The organism is Micromonospora yasonensis, from assembly GCF_026013475.1.
GTDB lineage: Bacteria > Actinomycetota > Actinomycetes > Mycobacteriales > Micromonosporaceae > Micromonospora > Micromonospora yasonensis.
The window spans coordinates 11,517-32,800 of sequence record NZ_JAPDPH010000065.1 but is presented as its reverse complement, the minus strand read 5'-3'; the positions used below and the strand labels follow the sequence as shown (position 1 = coordinate 32,800).

General features: G+C 69.1%; 14 protein-coding genes and 1 pseudogene. 5 read left to right on the top strand and 10 right to left on the bottom strand.

The window, feature by feature from the left end; all coding sequences use genetic code 11:
• Window positions 1-10 precede the first annotated feature (10 nt).
• A complete protein-coding gene (locus ONA70_RS15795) occupies window positions 11-799 on the top strand; it encodes a polysaccharide lyase family protein (protein WP_265007188.1) in 789 nt (262 codons plus the stop codon).
• Window positions 800-1,535: 736 nt separating this feature from the next.
• Here the strand turns inward: ONA70_RS15795 and ONA70_RS15790 are convergent.
• From ONA70_RS15790 to ONA70_RS15760, 7 genes are all read right to left on the bottom strand, one after another.
• Window positions 1,536-2,366, bottom strand: a complete 831-nt coding sequence (locus ONA70_RS15790) for a DeoR/GlpR family DNA-binding transcription regulator (RefSeq protein ID WP_265007187.1) — start codon at window positions 2,364-2,366, stop codon at window positions 1,536-1,538.
• Window positions 2,363-3,214, bottom strand: coding sequence for a carbohydrate ABC transporter permease (locus ONA70_RS15785; protein WP_265007186.1), 852 nt, complete (start codon window positions 3,212-3,214; stop codon window positions 2,363-2,365). Before ONA70_RS15785 ends, ONA70_RS15790 begins: the two co-directional genes overlap by 4 nt.
• Window positions 3,215-3,264: 50 nt before the next feature.
• Window positions 3,265-4,191, bottom strand: coding sequence for a carbohydrate ABC transporter permease (locus ONA70_RS15780; RefSeq protein WP_265007185.1), 927 nt, complete (start codon window positions 4,189-4,191; stop codon window positions 3,265-3,267).
• 36 nt (window positions 4,192-4,227) lie between these two features.
• Entirely contained in the window at window positions 4,228-5,460 is a 1,233-nt protein-coding gene (locus ONA70_RS15775) for an extracellular solute-binding protein (RefSeq protein ID WP_265007184.1), read from the bottom strand.
• Between the two features lie 150 nt (window positions 5,461-5,610).
• Entirely contained in the window at window positions 5,611-6,501 is an 891-nt protein-coding gene (locus ONA70_RS15770; protein ID WP_265007183.1) for a class II fructose-bisphosphate aldolase, read from the bottom strand.
• Window positions 6,501-7,415, bottom strand: a complete 915-nt coding sequence (locus ONA70_RS15765) for a 1-phosphofructokinase family hexose kinase (RefSeq protein ID WP_265007182.1) — start codon at window positions 7,413-7,415, stop codon at window positions 6,501-6,503. The genes ONA70_RS15770 and ONA70_RS15765 overlap by 1 nt, the downstream gene beginning before the upstream one ends.
• Window positions 7,412-8,323 (bottom strand): SIS domain-containing protein, encoded by a 912-nt coding sequence (locus tag ONA70_RS15760; protein ID WP_265007181.1) that lies wholly within the window; start codon window positions 8,321-8,323, stop codon window positions 7,412-7,414. Before ONA70_RS15760 ends, ONA70_RS15765 begins: the two co-directional genes overlap by 4 nt.
• 236 nt (window positions 8,324-8,559) lie before the next feature.
• Here ONA70_RS15760 and ONA70_RS15755 point away from each other — a divergent pair, with 236 nt between their 5' ends.
• A complete protein-coding gene (locus ONA70_RS15755) occupies window positions 8,560-10,011 on the top strand; it encodes a Gfo/Idh/MocA family oxidoreductase (protein ID WP_265007180.1) in 1,452 nt (483 codons plus the stop codon).
• Between the two features lie 133 nt (window positions 10,012-10,144).
• Here the strand turns inward: ONA70_RS15755 and ONA70_RS15750 are convergent, their stop codons facing one another.
• Window positions 10,145-13,849 carry an NPCBM/NEW2 domain-containing protein gene (locus ONA70_RS15750; RefSeq protein WP_265007179.1) on the bottom strand — a complete coding sequence of 1,235 codons (3,705 nt, stop codon included), beginning with the start codon at window positions 13,847-13,849 and terminating at the stop codon, window positions 10,145-10,147.
• A 638-nt stretch (window positions 13,850-14,487) separates the two neighbouring features.
• Between ONA70_RS15750 and ONA70_RS15745 the strand changes: the two genes are divergently transcribed.
• Both ONA70_RS15745 and ONA70_RS15740 read left to right on the top strand, forming a co-directional pair.
• Window positions 14,488-15,780: a serine/threonine-protein kinase gene (locus ONA70_RS15745; protein ID WP_265007178.1), complete on the top strand. Its 1,293-nt coding sequence runs from the start codon at window positions 14,488-14,490 to the stop codon at window positions 15,778-15,780.
• A gap of 145 nt (window positions 15,781-15,925) precedes the next feature.
• Window positions 15,926-17,632, top strand: a complete 1,707-nt coding sequence (locus ONA70_RS15740) for a vWA domain-containing protein (protein ID WP_265007177.1) — start codon at window positions 15,926-15,928, stop codon at window positions 17,630-17,632.
• A gap of 9 nt (window positions 17,633-17,641) precedes the next feature.
• Here ONA70_RS15740 and ONA70_RS36940 read toward each other — a convergent pair.
• Window positions 17,642-17,878 (bottom strand): annotated as a pseudogene (locus ONA70_RS36940) (integrase core domain-containing protein); the annotation flags it as partial.
• A gap of 24 nt (window positions 17,879-17,902) precedes the next feature.
• On the bottom strand, window positions 17,903-18,115 hold the full coding sequence (locus tag ONA70_RS15735; protein WP_265007176.1) for a hypothetical protein: 213 nt from the start codon (window positions 18,113-18,115) through the stop codon (window positions 17,903-17,905).
• Window positions 18,116-18,528: 413 nt separating this feature from the next.
• On the opposite strand from ONA70_RS15735, the gene ONA70_RS15730 reads away from it, so the two are divergent.
• Window positions 18,529-21,252 carry an AAA family ATPase gene (locus ONA70_RS15730; RefSeq protein ID WP_265007175.1) on the top strand — a complete coding sequence of 908 codons (2,724 nt, stop codon included), beginning with the start codon at window positions 18,529-18,531 and terminating at the stop codon, window positions 21,250-21,252.
• Window positions 21,253-21,284: the final 32 nt, after the last annotated feature.

The window sequence follows — 21,284 nt, the reverse complement described above, 5'->3', positions numbered from 1 at the left end:
CGCCAATCCGGTGGACATCACCGTCACCCCGGCGAGCCTGGATCTGGTCGCGGGGCAGCCCGCCCTGGTCACGGTCAAGGTCGATAGCAAGATGACCGGCACTGCGACGGTGCAGGCGGACGTCCCGCCCGGGTGGACGGCGGATCAGCAGTCGGTCCCGCTGGTTGCGGGCGAGTCCAAGATCGTGACGTTGTCGGTCACTCCGGCGGCGGATGCGTTCGGCAAGGCCACGGTCACGGTAGCTGCGACGGGCCAGTCCGTCACGGTGAGCAGTGCCCTACCGGCTGTTGTCAGCAGGCCGGTGGCGGTGGTCGGCAAGGTCGACGTGAGCACTCGGGAGTTCGCGTTGAGCCCGGATCAGCACGCCTCCTACCCGACGGTGTTTCCCAACGATGTCAGCTTCACTGCGGGTGTGAGCGACCCGGCTACCGCGTGGAGTTACATCCAGCCCGGCCCGGCCGACACCTGGGCGGGGAACAAGCCGCACACGTTCCGGTTTACCTTCAACCTGGCTACCGCACCGAGCGCTGATCTGACGTTCACCGCCTGGCTGTACGACACTCACGATGCCGTTCCGTCCGCGCTTGAGTTCGGGCTCAACGGCGCGACGGTGGGCACCGCACAGACCGTGGCCGGCGGTGGCCGTGGCCACCGGGGGTCCGTCGGCATCAAACCGTCCACGGTGAACGTGGCGCTGCCCGCCGCCAACCTCAAGGCAGGCGACAACACGATCACCATCACCACCACCAGCGGGTCGTGGATGGTCTACGACGCGTTCGGCGTACGACAACTCCCATAACCTCCAACACCCCATCGACCGCTGCACGCGGCTGCCGACCAACGTCGGCAGCCGCGTCCGGCCAAACATGTGAGCAGCTTCCTTGTCGCTGTCTCGTGTCAACCGCACGGCCGCTGTCGGTGTGGCGATGGCTACCGCGGCGGCGGCCGAGGACTGCGCAGACCGCGCGCAGCGTCAGGGAGTCGTTCCCGGCTTTACTACGCCGTCGGGCTGGACCGTCAGTGACAAGGCCGGTAAGGGCCAGACCTGGTTCAACGCCCCGGGCAGGCGAGGCAACCGGACCGGCGGTTCCGGCGGCTTCGCCATCGTCGACAGCAGCTACTACCGCCGTCTGGCCCGAGCCAGATCTGGAACACGTCGTTGGCGAGGAAGACCACCGGGGGCCCTGGGCGCCGCCTGCGGTGAGCTTGTAGGTGGCTCGGTCGCGTGGAATTCGGTCACCGCCTCGAGCTCTCGGGCTTCGGCGGCCATCGCCGGTCTCCTGGCCAGGATCCTGGCGGCAAGCATCAGCACCACGAGGGTGACTGCGCCGCTTCGCCCTGCTGCCAAACGGGTGCTTCCAGCCCGGGCGCAGTGCGTGGCGCGGCCCTGGTGCCGCAGGAGGGGTGTTTGCGCCGCAGCGTTGCTTCGACGTGGCCGGCGAATCTCGAGGTTGAGCCGGGCAGACAGCTATGGGCCCGGGTGACCTGGGCGGGTCACTGGGCTGCGGTGTTGGTGCTGGTCGGTCAGGCGGTTGCTAGGCCAGGAGCACCGTTACGCCGGCCGCCCGCAGATCGGCCACGACCTTCTCGTCAGCGGCGTCATCGGTGACCAGGGTATCCACGGCCGAGGTGTCACAGATCTTGGCGAAGGAGTGGCGCCCGAGCTTCTCCGCGCCGGCCACGACCACCACCCGGCGGGCCCGGCTCACCATCAGGGCGTCGATGCCCGCCTCGCTCTCGTCGTGACAGGACGTCCCCTCGACGGAGAAGCCGTCGACGCCGAGGATGAGGATGTCCAGCCACAGGGACTGCATGACCATGCTGGTCAGTGGCCCGGTCAGCTCGTACGACTGGGGCAGGGCGACTCCGCCGAGGATGACGGTGCGCAGGGACGGCCGGAGCACCATCTCGGTGGCGATGTTCAGTGCGTTCGTCACCAGCGTCAGGACCGGTCGTTGGGTGGCCTGCGCCAGGTCGGGCCGCGCCGCGATGTGCCGGGCGACGGCCGATGTCGTGGTGCCCCCGTTCAGCCCCACCACGCTGCCCGGCTCGATGAGCCCGGCGGCGGTGACGGCGATGCGTTCCTTGGTGCTGTGGTCGCCGCGGTGGCGGTAGCGGACCGGCAGGTCGTAGGCGACCGAGCTGGCCACGATGCCACCATGGGTGCGGGTCACCAGATGCTGCTCGGCCAGGGCGGTGAAGTCACGCCGGACGGTCGCCTCGGAAACCTGCAGGGCGGTGGCGGCTTCGGTGACGGACAGCCGCCCACCCCGCGCGGCCAGGATCTCCAGCAGCGCCTGCAGCCGGCGAGCCCGATCAGCAATCCCCCCGGCGGCGACTCCCGCCGTGGTCTCGGTCGCGGTCATTTGACGGCTCCGGCCGTCAGACCGGCGACCAGGCGCTTCTCGACCAGCGCGAAGAGGATGACCACGGGCACGATGCTAACGATCGAAACGGCGAACACATAGTGCCACGCGGAGTCGTACTGGCCGACGAACTTCGTGATCGCCACCGACAGCGGCTGGTTTTCCGCGGTGGTGAGGATGACCAGGCTTGCCGCGAACTCGTTCCAGCAGGCGACGAAGGTGAAGATGATGGCGGTGACGATGCCGGGCCAGACAAGCGGCAGCGTCACGCGGCGTAGCGTCTGAAGCTTGCTGGCGCCGTCCATCATCGCCGCCTCGTCGATCTCCTTCGGCAGACCGGCGAAGAAGCTGTGCATGATCCAGACGGCGAAGCTGAGGTTGAAGGCGGCGTTGACGAGGATCATCGCCAGCCAGGTGTCGTCGATCCCGACCGCGAGGAACTGCCGGAACAGCCCCGGCGCCAGCACGGTCGGCTGGAGCATCTGGGTGGCCAGCACGAGCAGCAGGAACACCCCGCGGCCGGGGAAGCGGTGCTTGGCCGTGTAGTAGGCGGCGGGCAGGGCGACCGCGAGCACCAGCAGGGTCCCGCAGAAGGAGATGATGAGGGTGGAGACGAGGTTGTACGGCAGTGGCGTCTCCGGCGTGGACCACATGGTCGCGTAGTTGGACGGGATCCACTGCGTCGGCAGGTACGTGGGCGGAATGCGCAGGATCTCCGCGTGTCGCTTGAAGGACCCGATGAGCATCACCAGGTACGGCGCCAGGAACACCAGCGCCACCAGCGCGCCGGCGGCTGCCTTCAGCCAGCGCCGGCGGCCGCGTCGGGTGCTTCGGCGGGCGGCCGCCACGCCTGCGCCGGCTCGCCTGTCGGTCGTCTCTGGGGTCGTCGTAACCACGGCTACTCGTCTCTCATCGGCCGTAGAGCCGCCAGGTAGATGCCGATCACCGCGAGGACGATCAGGAAGTTCACCACGCTGAGCGCGCTGGCGAGGTCGACCTGACGGTCCTGCTGGATGTACTTGAAGATCAACGTTGTCGTGGTGTCCGCGTCGTACCCGGGGATGCTGCCGGTCATCGTGCGCAGGATAGGCAGGGAGTTGAAGACGTTGATGATGTTGATGAGGACCGCGACGGCGATCGCGGGCCGCAGGATGGGTAGGACGATCGTGCGGTAGATGCGCCCGGCCCCGGCGCCGTCCATCCGCGCCGCCTCGATCACGTCGTCGGAAACCATCTGCAGCCCGGCGAGGATGGTGTAGGTGGTGAACGGAAGGGACACGAACACCGCCACCAGCATGGACACCACGAACGCGGGCACCGGTCGGCGGGTGAAGCCGAACCCCGCGTCGAGGATGCCGAGGTCGACCAGGAACTGGTTGAAGATGCCGTAGAAGGGGTCGAGCGCGTAGTAGAAGACGGTCGAGGTCATCACGACGCTGGCCGCCCACGGCACGATCACCGCCAGCCGGACGAGGCGTCGGCCGGGGAAGGCATGGTTCAGGAACTGCGCCAGTGCCAGGGAGACCAGCAGCGTCACCAGGACCACGCCGGCCACCCAGATCACCGTGTTGCCGAACACCCTGCCCAGCGCGGGGAGCTGCAGCAGCGCCCGGTAGTTGTCCAGCCCCGCCGGGCCGCGGTCGACTCCGGCCTGCGAGACGTCACGGGAGGACGTCCACACCATGTAGGCGGCGGGGAACAGGACGATGGTGAGGATCAGGGTCAGCGTGGGCAGCAGCCAGGGCAGGGCCCTCGCCAACTCCCGGTGCGCCGGTCGTGCGGACCTGCCGGTCGGCACGGGCACCTGCCTGGTCTGCTCGCTCATGGTGTCCTCACTGGAGATGCGGATGGCGAGTCGCCGCTACGCGTCGGCCTTGGCCTGGATGCCGGTCAGCACGGCCTTCGGGTCCTTGCCCTGCCCGATCTGGCCGATCTGGCTCTGGATGGCGCCCTGGGTGGCCGCCCAGCGGGGGTTGGTGCTCGGATAGAACCTGGCCCCGGGCAGGACTTCCAGGAAGCTGACGATCTCCTTCTTGTCCTTCAGCGCCTCCGCCCCGGACTTCGTGGTTGGCAGGAAGCCCTCGGTGTCGACGAACTTCTTGTAGACCTCGGCGCTGAAGAAGTAGTCCAGGAAGGTCTTGATCGCGTCCTTCTTGCTGCCGTCGTTCTTGAACGCCATGAGGTGGTCGGCCACCCCGAGGGTCATCGGTTGCCCGTCCTTGGTGGGAATCGGGGCGGTCCCGTATTTCAGCTTGGGGTTCTTCTGCGCGATCTGCCCCACGGTGGGGGGCAGCCCCACGGCCATGGCGATCTTGCCCTGGATGAACACGTCCAGCATCGGCGTGCGGTCGCTCGCTCCGGGGTCGGGCTGGGTCAGCCCGGCGTCGATCATCCGCTTCATGAACTGCACCGCTTCGGCGTTGCGCGGGTTGTTGACGGTGATCTTGTCACCCTCGTTCCATGAGCCGCCGTTGCCGAAGATCCAGAGCGAGGTCTCCGCCTGGGCCTCCTCGCTGCCCAACGGCATGCCGTAGCCATAGACGCCGGCGTTGAGGTTCTTGATCTTTTGCGCTGCGTCGTACAGCTCCTGCCAGGTCGCCGGGGGCTTGGTCACGCCGGCCTTGTCGAGCAGTTCCTGGTTGTAGAACAGGGTGCGGGCCGAGGCGATCATCGGCAGGCCGTACATCGTGCCGTCGATCGAGGCGTTCTTGGCGAACGAGTCCTGGAAGTCGGCCAGGGTGTCGGGAGAGACGACCTCGGCGGCGGGGTAGAGCAGGTTGTCGGAGGCGAAGCCGGAGAACGCGTCGATGTTCAGGATGTCCGGTGCCGCCTTCGCCTGCACCTTGGTCCGGATGACGTCGTTGATGTTGTCCCAGGACTGGATCTCGAGGTTGACGGTGATGTCCGAATGCTTCGCCTGGAAGTCGGCGATGATGCCCTCCCAGAGGGCCTTGGTGCCGTTGCTGTAGCTGGGGACCAGCAGCGACAGGGTCTTTCCGTCGCCGCTCGCCTCGTCCTTGCCGCCGAAACCGCAGGCGGTCATGGTCAGGGCGGCGAGCGCGACTGCCGCCGACAGGCGCAGGAACCGTTTCACTTCAGCCTCCACCGTGAATGGAACATGAACAGCCGTGATCAGACCCGCACGGTCGCCGCTCATTCCTGATTGATTGGCCCGTAAATCTTTCATGATCGTGCTGTTCTTGGGATTCTGCGACGCTCGTCAATCAGCGTCAAGACCAACCGCTCACGATTCGGTCACGGTCAGTGTCAAGCCGGCCACCGAACCCTGTGGATCGGCCTCGCCGGCGACGAGCCGGCAGAAGCGGGTCACCGTCTCAGCCATCGCCTCCCGTGCCGGCGCCAGGTACCGGCGCGGGTCGACCAGTTCGGGGCGCGCGGCCAGGGTGCCGCGCACAGAGCCGGTGAAGGCGACGTTCAGCGCCGTACCGATGTTCACCTTGACGATGCCGCCGAGGACGGCCCGGCGCAGTTCCTCGTCGGGCACTCCGGACGAGCCGTGCAGCACCAGCGGCACCGCGACCTCGGCCCGCAGCCGCCCGATCAGGGAGTGGTCCAGTGCGGCGCTGCGGGTGGTCATGGCGTGCGCCGAGCCGACCGCGACGGCGAGTGCGTCCACCCCGGTCTGCGTCACGTACGACGCCGCCTGGGCCGGGTCGGTACGGGAACCGGGGGCGTGCGGGTCCACCGGCGGCTCGCCCTCCTTCCCACCGACCGTGCCCAACTCGGCTTCGACCCACAGCCCTCGGGCGTGGGAGAACTCGGCAGCCGCCCGGGTGGCCGCGACGTTCTCCCGGTACGGCAACCTCGACGCGTCGACCATGATCGAACCGAAGCCGTGCTCCGGCGCCTGCCGCCACAGGTCGCGGGAGACGACGTGATCGAGGTGCAGCGCGACATCGACGGTGGCCGCCGCCGCGACGGCCCGGGCCGCGGCGGCGATCGGCGCGAGCCGACGGTCGTGGAACCGTACGGCGTTCTCGCTGATCTGCAGGATGACCGGTCGTCCCGCCGCCTCCGCGCCGGCGACGATCGCCTCGGCGTGCTCCAGGGTGATCACGTTGAATGCGCAGACCGGACCCGAGGCGACGGTCCGTCCGGTCGGTACCAGCGGCATTACAGCTCCTTGACGGTCACGTCCCGGCGCAGCCGCCGGTAGTCGGACAGGTCTACGCTTCCCGCCACCGGCGCCCGGACCGTCGCCGCAGACAGCGCCACCGCGTCGGCGAGCCGTTCCGGCCAGGGTCGATGGTGGAGCATGCCGTGGGCCAGCGCGGCGACACAGGCGTCCCCGGCCCCGGTCGGGTTGCCAGCGACTGGATGCGGCAGGAACGCCTGCCAGCTGCCCTGTTCGGTCCGGGCGAGCAGTCCCTCCGGGCCGAACGAGGCCACCACGGTACGCGCAGCGAGCGCGCGTACCGCGTCGACGGCCGCAGCCGGCCGAGTGAGCGCCTGCCCGACAAGGCAGGCGAGCTCCTCGGCATTCGGCTTGACCAGGTCCGGGCCCGCGGTCAGGCCGTGGCGCAGTGCCGCGCCGCTGCTGTCCAGCACCGTCCGCGCGCCGGCGTCGCGGGCCGCCTCGACCAGGACAAGGTACGCATCGGCCGGCACCCCGGGTGGCAGGGAGCCGGAGAGCACCACCACTGCCGCGCCGCGTACCAGGTCGGCGAACCGGCTGAGGAAGCCGGACCACTCGTTCGGGGTGACCGTCGGCCCGGGCTCCCACAGACCGGTCGCCGCCTCCAGCTCGGCCACGACCACCGTGCGCCGGGACTCGGCCGCGATCTGCACGAAGGCCTCCCGCACCCCTTCGGCGGCCAGCAGGGACCGGATCCGGGTGCCACAGGCACCGCCGGCCAGCCCGGTGGCGATGACCGGGTCGCCGAGGGTGTGCAGCACGCGGGCAACGTTGACGCCCTTGCCGCCCGCCCGCTCGGCCACCTCCGTGACCCGGTGCGTGGCGCCGGGCACGAGGGCGGGGACGCGGTACGTCACGTCGAGCGCCGCGTTCAGCGTGACGGTGAGGATCATTCGTCGAGCCCCGCCCCGGCGGGCTCGCCACCTGTCAGGATCACCGAGCGGGTCAGGTGGTGTGGCGCGTCCGGGTCGAGCCCCCGGTGGCGGGCCAAGGCGACGGCCAGCCGCTGCACGAGGATCAGATCGGCCATCGGGTCGCGTGCGGAGTGGACGAAGGTGGCGCCGGTGCGCGTCACGTCGTCGGGCAACCCCGCCGGCACGGCCCCGAACGCCCACACCGCCCGACCGGGGCCGGCAATGGCGATCGGCCCGTGCCGGTAGTCCATGGCCGGGTACGCCTCCGCCCAGAAACGGGCGGCTTCGCGGCACTTCAGCCCTGCCTCGTGAGCAAGGCCGACGGTCCAGTCCCGGCCGAGGAACGTCACCTGTTCCAGTGCCGCGGGATCCACCGGCAGCGGTGCCACCAGGGCCTCCGCCGCGTCGTGGACCGCCCGGTCGACGTCGTCGCCGAGGTGAGCGCGTAACACCGCCAGCGCGGTCGTGGCGAACCGGGTCTGCACCACGGATTTCTCGTCGGCGAACGGCAGGCAGATCGGGTCGTCCACCAGGGTCACCGCCGGGGATCGCGGGTCGCCGATGATGCCCGTGCTGCGGGTATTGCCCGCGATGTCGCGCAGGACGTCCAGCACCTCAGTGGTCGTGCCGGAGCGGCTGATCACCAGCACCCGGTCATAGCGGCGCTCCCGCGGGAACTCCGATGCCGCGAACGCGTCCGTCTCGCCGAGGCCCGCCCGTTCGCGCAGCCCGGCGTACGCCATCGCCATGAACCACGACGTGCCGCAGCCGACGACGGCGACCCGCTCGCCGCGGCGCGGCAGTTGTTCGGCGAGCGAGCCCGCCAGCGCGATGCCCCGTTGCCAGCATTCGGGTTGGCTGGCGATTTCCTCTTCGACGTGAGTCATGACGCTCCGGCCTGCTGTCCACGACGCGCCGAGTCAGCGCGAAACCGCGCGGCTTGGCGGCGATCCGAGCATAAATCGACAACGCCTACAGAGCAATCCCTGCCCCCGTCATCCCTCGGTGCCAGTGCCCGACCTGCGGCCATCCCTTGCCATCGATGAATATCCGATTGATACTGCTCATCTATCCAGGCAAGTAGGCAAGTCCGATCAGTCTCCGTCACCGAGGAGTGATCAGCGTGACCCCACCCGCTCAGTTCAATCCGTCCCGTCGTGACCTGCTCCGATCCGGTGTCGTGCTGGGCGCCGCCGCCGGCCTCAGCGGCGCCGTCACCGCCCCAGCGGCCGCCGGCGACGCCACCGGCACCGAACCGCCGCGCGGCAGCGACGAGAAGAGCATGACCAGCGTGCCGTTTGAAGGCTTCGACCAGGTCCGCATTGGGCTCATCGGCCTCGGTAACCGCGGCGGCGACCAGGACCGGCGGTTCGGCGCGGTCGGCACGGTGACCGCGGTCTGCGACATCCGTCCCGAACGGGTCAACCGCACCATCGGCCGGATCATGCAGCAAGGCTTCCAGGACACGCCGCCGGCCGGCTACTCGGCGGGGGAGGAGGACTTTCTCAATCTCGTCCGGCGCGACGACATCGACCTCATTTACATCGCCACGCCGTGGGAGTGGCACTACCCGATGGCCAAGGCCGCGATGGAGCACGGCAAGCACGTCGCCGTGGAGTTGCCGATCGCGCCGTACCTCGACCAGATCTGGGATCTGGTCCGCACCTCGGAGCGGACCAGGAAGCACTGCCTGCTGCTGGAGAACGTCAACTACTTCCGGCCGGAGATGGCGATGTTCAACATGGCCCGGCAGGGGCTCTTCGGCGACCTGCAGCACGCCTCCGGCGGATACGTCCACGACCTGCGCTGGCCGTACACGTTCGGCGGCGCCTACTACCCGGAGCACTGGCGGCGCCGCTGGCAGACCCGGATGAACGCCTCGCACTACCCCACCCACGGCCTGGGCCCGGTGTCGGCCACCCTGGGCATCAACCGGGGCGACCGGTTCGAGGAGCTGATCTCCGTGGCGTCCCTGCCGAAGGCGCTGGCCCTGTTCCGTTCCGAGGACCCGCGGGTGGGCTCCGACCACCCGTCGTGGGATGACGAGCCGTACATCTCCGGCGACCGGCACACCTGCTTCGTCACCACGAGCAGCGGCCGGTTCATCCGGGTCGAGCACGACGTGAACTCCCCGCACCCGTACAGCCGGGAGACCACGCTCACCGGTACCCGAGGGACGATCGAGCTCGACAACGGCCGGGTCTACCTCGAGTCGCTCGGTCACACCAACCACAGTTGGCGGACCGGCAACGAGTACAACACGATCCTGCGGCAGCACGACCACTGGTTGTGGCCGACGCTGGAGAGCTTGGCCGGCCAGTACGGCGGCCACGGCGGTGGGGACTTCATCGCCATCTGGCGGCTCGTCCAGACGATGCGGCTCGGCATGACCCCCGACATCGACGTCTACGACTCGGCGGCGTGGTGCTCAGTCATTCCGCTCAGCCACGAGTCGTTGAAGACCGGCCGGATGCACCCGGTCAAGGTGCCCGACTTCACGCGCGGGCACTGGCAGGAGGCGCGGCCCACGTTCGACCGGCCGAAGCCGAAGGACCCGGTGCTGGACAAGAACTGAGGCGGTCACGTCGGGTGCCGCGCCGGCCGGGTCCACCGGCCGGCGCGGCCGCGTGCGTGGCCGCCGAGGAGACTGTTGACCCGCCGCTGGCACCACCTTCCCCGTCGGAAGGTGGTGCCGGCGGCGCGTGGCGTTACGGGCTGCAGGACAGCTTGGCCTCGGCCCAGTCGCCGTGGTCGCTGCCGATGCCGTCGCCGCCGTCGGTGATCACCAGGTCGAGCACCTTCCCCGCGGTCACGTCAACGTCGACGCCCACGGTTTCAGCGGTACCGGTCAGCACCGGCGAGGTGTACTTCGTCGCACCGTCGACGGTCACCTGGAAGGCGACCGAGCCGCGGTCGGCCATCTCGTCGTCCACGCCCACCTTGGCGGTGAAGCGGGTGCACCGGCCGTCGAGGTTGACCTTGACCGACGAGGGCGCGTGGGCGCCGAGGCCTTTGGCGTAGCCGACCCTGTTCAGCGTGATCGGGTTGCCGTCGCCGGCCGCGCTCTCGCCGTTGCTGCGGTCCCGCTCGACGGGTCCCCAGCCGTTCGTCGAATCGATCCACTCCAGGTCACTGACCCAGGCTTCACCCTTGGGCGCCGGCGGCAACGGTTTGTCCGCCACGGTGGCGGCGAAGAACCCGAGTGGGCCACCCGGCAGGCGGATCGCCCGGACCGTTTTGCCCGGCGTGAGCGGCAGCGCGTGGTAGGACACCCGGTAGTCGGTCGTGGTGTTGGCCAGGCCCGCCGGGGTGTAGCGGCCCTTGACCGTCACCGCGGGCTTGGCTCCGCCGGTGGTCGGATCCTGGCAGCACCAGTTCGGCAACTGCAGGGTGTGCTGGGACTGGGTGCCGTCGGTGTAGAGGACCGTCACGGTTCCGCGGGCGTTCAGGCTGGCGCCGGCGCCGAGCAGGTGAAGGTGGCTGCCGGTTCCGTTCACCAGGATCGGCGCGGTGACGTCCTTCACCACGTTCGGGGTGCCGGGAGCGCCGGCCGGCAGGCCGAACTCGACCCCGTTGACGGTGACGGCCGCGCCGGGGCGGAATCCCGCGGCGGCCAGCGCCTCGCCGTGGAAGCTGTTACCGGCGCCGTCGAAGTTGCCCTTGGCGAAGGTTTGGGCGTCGGTGATGCCGACCACGTTCGCCGCGGCGGATATCGAGGCGTACGGCAGTTCGGCTGTGGTGACCGCGCTGGTGCGGTACGGCGTGTTCCGGGCGGTGTAGGCGGCGTCGAGCTGGAGCGTGTACGACGCCGGCCGGACGTCGCGTCCCGGTGTGACGCTCAGCGGTGCGGTGACGGTCTCGCCGGGTTCGACCCGCGGGAAGTCGGCGTGGCCACCCGACGTCCAGCCGTCCGGCAGTGCGACGGACAGCCGCACGTCGGTCATCGGGTGCGTGCCGTCGTTACGGAAGGTCGCGGTGAGTTCGGTCGCCTCGCCCGGTGGGTTCCACAGCTTCGGGCCGGTCAGCTCGACCGTGCCGAGCGCGTCGGTCGGCTTGGCACCGCCCACGGAGCTGGTGCCGGCGAGGGTTACCGTGGTGCTGGCGTCGGTGGAGACCGGTGGGGTCTTCACCCACACCACGCCGGCGCGGTCGCCGGCCGCGTAGTACCAGCCGCTGGTTGCCGCGTCGTACGCCGCCTTGTCGGACAGTTCCGGCAGCGGCTGGTCGCCGAGCTTGACGACGTGCGGCTTGGTGCCGGTGTGCGCGGTCACCTCGTAGGGCCGCTGCGCGGGCTTGCCGGTGTAGGAGCCGACGCTGGCGCCGATGGTGACGACGACGTCACCGCGGTCGTCGACCGGCGCCGCGACGTCGAACCGCTGCGTCGCCGACCTGGCGGAACGGTGCTCGCGAGTCACCCGGTCGTCCTCGTAAAGCAGGAACGACGAGCTGCCACGGGGGTAGATGTCCAGCGTCACCCGGTCGCCCGGTGCCTGCTCGGCGTGCCGGTTGATGCCGGCCTTCCACATCGGCACCACGGCACCGGCCTTGACGAACAGCGGCAACGTGTCGAGCGGCGCGTGGTAGCCGTTCAGCGTGGTCGGCCCGCGATGGATTCGGCCGGTCCAGTAGTCGACCCAGGTGCCTGCCGGCAGGTAGATGCCGTTCTTCGTTTCGTCTCCGCCCCACATCGGCGCGACCAGGAACTCTCGGCCGGCGAGAAACTCGTACCTGGCGGCGTCGGTGTACGCCGTCGGGTCGTCCGGGTACTCGATCGGTAGCGACCGGTTGATCGGCGTGCCGGTGCGGTGGGCCTCCGCGGCGTACGAGTAGAAGAACGGCAGGAGCCGCTCGCGCAGCTTCAGATACCTGCGGTTGATCGAGGTGTACGGCTCGCCGTATGCCCACGGCTGCTTGAAGGCGGGGGTGGCCCAGCCGCTCATCGTCATGAGCGCCGGCGTGAAGACCTTCCACTGCATGTCCCGCACATAGCTTCGGCCGGAGCCACCGAAGATGCCGTCGACGTCACCGGCGGTGTAGGCGATGCCGGAGTTGCCGGAACCGTGGATCGCCGGGATCTGCCAGCGGATCGCGTCGAGGCTGCCGCTGTGGTCGCCGGTCCACTGCACCGCGCAGCGCTGCGCGCCGGCCCAGCCCTCGACCATCCAGGCGTAGCCGCGGGCGTTGCTGTACTGCTCGATGCCGTCGTGCGCGGTGTCGCAGGCGGTGAGCGCGTGCCGATAGCCCGGGCCGACCCAGGCCACGTCCAGCTTGCGGACCCGGACGCCGGCCTCACCGACCTCTGCGGGCTGCCGGTCGAGCGCGGACTGGGTCCACAGCCCCATCTCGATGTTGCGCTTGCGCAGTTCGTCACCGGTCTGCCGCAGCGGGCCGATCTCTCGCTTGCCCCAGTACGTGCCGCCGACGAGCTCGTAGCCCAGGTCGTCGGAGTAGCCACAGCCGTAGTCGTCATTGACCAGCATCCAGCCGCCCGGCATGTCGTTCTCGACGAACTTCTGCGCGACCTTCACCGCGTCCAGCGTGGTCTGCTTGTCCGGGTGGTTCTTCCCGTCGTTGCCCGGGTCCGGATCCACTCCGTAGTGGCCGCGGTTGTAGCAGTCCGAGTCGCCGTATTCGAGGCCGTAGATCGGCGGCAGGAACGGTCGCCCGGTCAGCTCGGTGTAGCGGTTGAGCGCGCTCTTGAAGTCACCGACGAAGTAGTACGCGTCGAAGCGCTTCTCGTTGTGGGTGGCAACGACCGGGTCGTCGAAGGCGTACGTACCCGGTGCGAAGGTGTTTCGTAGCACCCCGTACCCGGCGGAACTCATGTAGTACGGCGAGGAGTTCGGGTTGCCGCCGTCCTCCCAGTTGAAGTTCCGGGCGACCTGGATCGTGGTGCCGCGGTGGCTGAACCGGCCGTTCTGCATGCCACCGCCGAGGAACTGCTCGGTCGCGCCGCGGCTCAACGTCTGCGACGTGGTGGTGTCGGTCCACCGCAGTGGCCGCGTCTCCGACCACACGGTGCTGCCGTCGGCCCGGTGCAGGGAGAAACGCAACGGCGACTTGTACGCTCGTACCTCGATCGCCCCGGTGCGTAGCGCGTAGTAGGCGCCGACGTCTGACCACGACGTCTGCGGCGTCGGGTGGTCGGTCTTCACCACGATGTTGGCGTCCGGCGCTGCCGGGTCATCGGGCGGGGTGTTGGCCGGGTCGGTGAACTGTCCGTCCGGCGCGAGCCAGATCCGGAACACGTCGTCGCCGAGGAACACCACCCGGACCTGGGCATCGCCCGCGGTGAGCGTGTAGGTCGCCCGGTCGGCATGGAAGCCGGTCACGGCGCCGAGCTCTCGGGGCTCGGCGGCCATCGCCGGCCCGCTGACCAGGACGCTGGCGGCAAGCATCAGCACGACGGCCACTGCGGTCGACAGTCGGATCGAGCATACAAATATGCGCATTTGAGCCTCACATCGATCAGAGATACTCAGGCACGACATTCATACCTCACTATGACTCGTCTGTCATCGGGGTGGCAGCGCCGCGTACCTGATCCCCGACCGGGTGTTTCGGCCCGGGGGCAGCACGCGGCGCCCTGGTTGGCGGAAACAAGGGGGCATCGGCGCGATCGGTGATGTGCCTGACGGTGCCGGCGCGAATGCGGTGATCGTCGGCAACCATCAGCCGCGAGTCGGCCCGACGGGACCGCCGAACACCGACGACACCACGCCAAGGACAGGGCCTGTGGTGCGGGCGCGTGACGTCCACTGTCCACGGAGGACTGCCGTCTGCCCGCACGTCCACGCAACGACCTGCACCGATGCCGCCACTACCCGCCCGATTTTCCCCGCCAGCGCTCGCCGACACCCCGGGCCTGCTGCTGGCGGGCCCTCGCACTACGGCTCATCGACCTGGAGCGCCCCAACGGGACGACACGCCGAAAGGTGAGTGGTCCTCGTGCTTGCGGGGCGTGGCACCATACCTGTGTCGTCCGTCGCATCGGCGCGGCTCGTCAAGGGTTTCGGTGGAGCCACAATGGCCGGGCTGACAGGGGGGCAGGATGCCGGGTACCACGCCGCTGAGTTCGCATGATCCACGCACCGCGGGGCCCTACCAGCTGATCGGGCGGCTGGGCGCGGGCGGCCAGGGCGTCGTCTACCTGGGCAGGGACGGGAACGGTAACCGGGTAGCGGTCAAGATGATCAATGTTGACCTGCGCCAGAGCCCTCGGATCAAGTCTCAGTTCGCGAAGGAGATCGCCGCCGCGCGACGGGTCGCCCCCTTCTGTACGGCTCAGATCCTGTTCGCCGAGGTAGACGCGGACCCACCGTACGTGGTCAGCGAGTTCATCGAGGGCTCGACCCTGCAGCGGCACGTCCGTGAGCAGGGTCCGATCTCCGGGAACGCGTTGCACCGACTGGCCGTTGGCATCGCCACTGCGCTGACCGCGATCCACCAGTCCGACGTGGTCCATCGCGACCTGAAGCCGGACAACGTCATTCTCGGGCGGGACGGTCCACGCGTGATCGACTTCGGCATCGCCCGCGCACTCGACGTCACCGAGACGATGACCAGGCAGGTCATGGGAACGGCGCCATACATGGCACCGGAGCGGTTCCATAACCACCGGGTGGGTCCGGCCTGTGACGTGTTCGCGTGGGCGGCGACCATCGCCTTCGCGGCAGCGGGCCGGCCACCGTTCGGCAACGATTCGATCGTCGCGGTGATGAACCGCGTCCTGCACGAGCCACCGGACCTGCACGGCCTCTCCGACGCGCTGGACGACCTGATCCGGCAGTGTCTGCAGAAGGACCAGGATGCGCGGCCGAACGCCGAACAGGTCCTGCTGCGGCTGCTCGGGCACACCGCGCGGCCCTCGACGGACCTGCTGCTGGAGACCGTCCTCAAGCAGGGCAACGAAGCCGCCACCGCGCCGGCGCCGTCGTACCCGGCGCCCGGATCCCCGCCCCTGGGCCATGCGGCCAGGCCAACCCTGCCCGACCTCCCCGAGCACGCGCCGGTCACGCGCCTGGCCGGCGCCCCGACGCGGCGGGAGAACCGCGAGCCCACCGCCCCGGTACGGCGGGACCCCTGGTCGGGTCGGCTCCGCCGGGAGCTCGGGGACCCGTGGGGCGTCTCGATCGCGATCTTCCTCGGTGCGGTCGGCATGGCGTCCGGCTACGTCGCGTCGACCGCGGTCGGCGCCGCAGCACTCACCGGCGTGGTGACTTTCGTCGTGGTGTACGTCGTCCGCCTGCTGGTCGCCGCCGCGCTGGCCCCAAGCACCGAGCCGGATCCCGGGGAGGCGTCGACAGCCGACCAGGCCACGACCCTGCTCCGGTCCGGGCCCTGACCCACGAACACGATCCGGTCGGTCCGCACCGCGGCTCGGCCGGGCTGGTGGCTGATGTCGACGCCGTCAGCCGACACCCTGGAGGGACCAAATGGTTTCAGGTCGACCGACTGCCCGGCCGTGGTTGCCGTACACCACGGCCATCGTGGCCGGAGTCGCGGTCGTCACGGCGGCCTACCTGATCGTCCGGCCGGCGGCGGACGTCGGGTGCACACCGCTGGAGGTCAGCTCGTCGACCGAGAAGGACGTGCTGCTCGGCGAGCTGGCAGAACGCTACAACAAGAGCCATCGGCGGGTCGGTGGCCGGTGCGCCGTCGTGACCGTACATGGCCTCACCTCCGGTGCGGCGACAGACGCGCTGGCCGGCGACTGGGCAGCCAAGCAGCCCAGCCTGCCACGGCCGCAGGTATGGTTGCCGACGTCGACCCTGTGGACCGGGCAGTTGAAGCTGCTGGAGGAGGCCGCCGGGCGTCCGGCGCAGACCCCCGGCCGGTACCCGTCGATCGCGAACAGCCCGCTGGTCATCGCCATGCCGCAGCCGAAGGGAGAGCTGCTCCAACAGCAGGGTCGACTCGGCTGGGGTGAGATCCTGGGCTTGTCTGGACGCACGGGCTGGGCCACCTTCGGTCGCCCCGAGTGGGGGCGGTTCACCTTCGGCAAGGTCAACCCGTACCTGTCCACCTCTGGGCTTGCGGCCACGATCGCGACGTACTACGCGGCCATCAACCGGGCCAGTGACCTCACCGAGAGCGACCTCGCGAATCCGGCGGTGACCCAGTTCGTCCGCCGCATCGAGGCCAACGTATCCCACTACAGCGACGACATCGTGGATCTGCTGAAGAACCGCGCCGAGGCGGACCTGTCCGGTGCCGGCACGGCGGCCCCGACCGACATGAGCGCGGTTGTGACGCAGGAGGAGTTGGTCTACCAGTACAACGAGGGGGAGCTGAGCCCGACCCGGGGCGAGAAGCCGAGGGTCCCGCTGGTCGCGGTGTATCCGAAGGAGGGCACGTTCAACCTCGACCACCCGTACGTGGTCCTCCCCTCGGCCAGCCCGGAGCAACGTGACGCCGCTGCCGACTTTCTGGCGTTCCTTCAGGAGTCGCCGCAGCAGCGGAGCTTCAGCCGCCTCGGGTTCCGCGATCACGAGCGGAACGCGTCCGGCCCGCTGATCGCCTCCGTCGGCGGGCGCGGGGCCCAAGATCTCACCTACTTCGACCCGCCTGATCCCACCGTGGTCAAGGCGATCCTCACCGGCTGGGGCACGCTGCGTAAGAAGGCGAACATCCTCGTGGCCGTCGACACGTCCGGTTCGATGAAGGCAAAGATCGGTGACCAGACCAGGTTCCAGGTGGCGACCAGGGCCGCCGCCAAGGGCTTCGGCCTCTTGAACTCCGAGGACCAGGTCGCGCTCTGGTCGTTCTCGTCCGAGACGGAACAGCGGCCGAAGTCGCCGTACAGCGAGGAGGTCCGGCTGTCGGCGTTCGACCAGGAGACGCTCACCAACGAGATCAACAATCTCCATGTCGAGGGTGGCACCGCTTTGTACGCCACGGTACGGGCGGCACACCGTCACATGCTCGACCACTATGACCAGTCCCGGATCAACGCGGTGGTGGTACTGACGGACGGCAAAAACGAGTACAACAAGGACAACAATCTCGCCCGGCTGCTCCAGGATGTCGCGTTGGATCCGGAGCGACCGGTCAAGATTTTCTGCGTCGCCTTTGATGAGCAGTCCGATTTCGGGACGCTGGACCGGATCGCCAAGGCGTCCGCGGGCAAGGCGTTCGACGCCCGCGACCCGGCGAAGATCGACGACGCGTTCGTCAAGCTGGTCAGCAGCTTCTAACTGTCCGAGCCGGGAGTGGCGTCGGACGATGTTGTAGCGGTGCAGCCAGCGGAACGCGGCGAGTCGGGCTTCGCGTCCGTCGGTGAAGGCGCGGGGGCCTTGCCGGGTCTCACGTTTGAAGGTGGCGTTGAACGATTCCGCGGCGGCGTTGGCGGCGGTGCTACCAACCGCGCTCATCGTTTGCCGGACCCCTGTCGTCGTGCAGGCCTCGGCGAAGGCCCGAGACGTGTACTGCCACCAGGTCACGCGCGTCGCACCTTTCAAACAACGCTAGGTCGAGTCGGCGGTGAGTTCTTCGCGCCATTGCGCGAAGCGTTTGCGCATTTCGCTGATGTGGGCGGGGTGGGCGCCGTAGGCGGCGAAACGGCGGTCGGGGTAGCACTCCAGCATGCCGAACAGGTCTGCCAGGATGCGCCGGTCGAACGCCGCGTCGGATTGTTCGGCCAGCTCGCACAGCCGCGTCCGGGTGTAGCGGCCGGTCATGAGGGCCGCGTCGATGTCCAGGAAGTCTCAAGGCTCGGCTCGCGTTCGGACACGCAAATCCCCGCGAGGCATCAGTCGCCGACGATGCCTCGCGTCTGTTTCTGCTGCTGGACGCGTTGCCGCGGGGCTTGCCTCGTGTTCCGGGCCTGCGGGTGCCGAAAACCTCATCCGCGCTGGTCAGGCGGCGTTCTCGTATTCGTGGAGGAGTCCACCGAGTCGGTCGTGCCGACGAACGTTCAGCAACCGCGACAAGGACGCCGAGATCCTCGCACTACGCCACCAGGTCATGGTCCTCGAACGGCAGCGGAGGACGTCGCGCGGCAGTCGGTCGGCTGCCTCAGCCGGCCGCCGGGAGACTTGCCATGGTGGCCTACATCCTGCACGATGTGCGCCAGCCTTGGTGGAGGTGAACGGTGCAGTTGGCTGGACGAGACGACTTGCTCGACGAGCTCGTCGCTGCCCTCGACGGGGGGCAGAGCTGGCTGCTCTACGGGCCAGCGGGTATCGGGAAGTCCTCCGTGCTGAAGGTGGCCGCCGAACGCCTCGCGCCCGGCACGCGGATCTTGGCTGCCCGCCCGGCCGAGGTCGATTCCGAACTGCCGTACCTGGCGCTCATTGACCTGTTCGCTGACGTGCTGCCGCACGCGCAGGCGATACCGGCTCATTTGCGGGAGGCGCTCGAGGTCGCGTTGCTGCGTGCCCAGCGGATGGACGGTGTCAGTGACAAGCTGGCGATCCGGCTCGCGGTGCTTGAGCTCCTGCGCGAACTGGCCAACCATGGACCTGTCGTTCTCATCCTGGACGACCTTCAATGGATCGACACGGCCAGCGCCGAGGTCCTCGCATTCGTGGCCCGCCGGCTCAACACCGTGCACGTCGCGATCCTCGCAGCCGAGCGGACCGATGATGATGATTCGATGGCGCTGCGGTTGTCCTCGGAAGCCCTCACGCCGGTGCGGGTGCCGCCGTTGAGTCGTCTCGCGATAACTGCGCTGATCGCTGGCCGCGGGGGCGGCCGTTTGCCGGCCGCTCTGGTAGAGCGGGTCTGGCGGGCCAGCGGTGGTAACCCGCTGTACGCCGAGGAGCTGAGCCGGGCTCTTCTCAGGGACAGCTCGATCGCTGCCCCGCACGTGCCGTTGCCCGTGCCCGGTAAGCTGCGGCCGTTGCTGTTGCAGCGACTGCAGGGGCTGGATGAGGAGACCCGGGCGTGTCTGCTGCATGCCGCGATGATGAGCCGACCCACGCTGGAGCAGTTGAGGCGGTGTGGTGTTCTTCCGGCCGATGGCCTTGATGCGGCCGAGCGCACCAGGCTCATCGAGGTCTCCGCCGACGGTGCGGTCCGCTTCACTCACCCGCTGTTTCGAGAGCTGATCTACAGCGACGCCACTGCCAGTCAGCGTCGTGCCGGCCATGCACAGGTCGCCATCGTCATGGAGGGAGTGGTCGAGAAAGTGCGGCATCTGGCACTCGGTGCCGCCGGGCCGGACGAAGCGACCGCCGCGCTGGCCGACGCGGCGGCCGAAGAAGCCGCCCGCCGCGGAGCGCCGGCCACGGCCGCGGCATTGGCTCGGCTGGCCGCTCAACACACCCCGCCCGATGGCGCAGACTCCATCGCCGCGCGGCTTCTCGCCTGCGCTCAGCACGCCTTCGCCGCAGGCCAGATGACGGCGGCGCGCGAGGCCGCCTCGGCGTGCCTGGATAAAGCTGGCATCAGATCGGTGCGGGTGGCCGCCCGGCTGCTGCTGATCGAACTTGCCGGCTGGGACGCCACCGCGAAAGCCCATCTCGCCGCCGCTGAACAAGAATCGACAGACGACATCGGGTCGCAGGCGCAGGTCGCCCTCTGCGCAGCTGAGATCGCCTACTACGACCGCCGGCACAGCGACGCCGACCGCTTGGCCAAGCTGGCGGAAACGCTGGCCCGGCAGACCAGCGACGTGGACCTCGTCATACGGGCACTTAACCTGCAGGCCATCGTGACGTCGGCGTTGGGGCGCGACGGCGTACCCGAGCTTCATGCCATGGCACGGGAGATGGCCCGTGGTCGCCCCATCACCACGGCGACCATGCGGGCGCGACAGTGGTGGGCGATGAGTTCCCTGTTCCGCGGTGACTTCACCGCGGCCATGGACGAGATCAGCCACCTCGAGACCGAGGTACGCGCACAGGGCGCGGTGGCGCAGCTCATGTACGTGCTCCAGTCGGCGACCGCCATCTACCGGCGGACGGGGCACGGGGCTGACGCGCTACGGGCGGGACGCGAGTGCCGACAGTTGTTCCTCGACACCGGCCTCACCCCCTGGATCGGCCAGGCCGTCGCCGCGCAGGCCGAATGCTATGCCGGCAGCGCGGAGACCGCAGTGCAACTGGCCAAGGACGCCGTGCGGATGTGCACCGCGGGCGGAGACCGTGAGTGGCTGGAACCCTGCCACATCTACCACGGTGAGGCCCTGCTGCTGTCCGGGCAGTATCAGGCCGCGGTCACCGCGTTCGGCCACGCCCGAGAGCTGGAAGCCGCGCGTACCCTCGGGCCGCAAGCTACATGGCACGCGGACTACGGCGAAGCCCTGGCCCGAACCGGTCGCGTCGACGACGCCGCCGAATTCCTGAAGCAGGCGTACGACAGCGCCCGGCGAGCCAACAGGACCCTCGCGCTCCTCGGACTCGCCCGCGCCGACGCCATACGCGCATGCTTCGCGGGGGAAAGCCTCACCGCCATAGAAGCACTGGCCGCTGCCATCGACACGTACGGCGCCCAGTCCTATCCGCTGGATGCGGCCCGCGCGTCTCTGACCCTCGGGCAACTCCTGCGCCGAGTTCGCCGGCGGTCTGCCGCACATGAAGCCATCTCACAGGCCATCGACCAATTCAGCCAGATCGGTGCGGCGCCCTGGCGTGCACTGGCGGATGCGGAACTCGACCGGCTGCACAACGGCGTCCGACATGGCAGAAACACGAAGTCCCTGAGCGGCCTGGAAAGACAGATCGTCGAGCTCGTCCGCGCGGGCGCGACCAACCGCCAGATCGCCAAAGAAGTTCACCTGTCAGTTAAGGCCGTCGAGGCGAACCTGTCCCGCCTGTACCGCCGGCTCGGCGTGGCCAACAGATCCGAGATGTTGCGCCTGCTGGACTCCTGACGCTGGTTTTTCGCCAGGGTCGCCGACGTAGG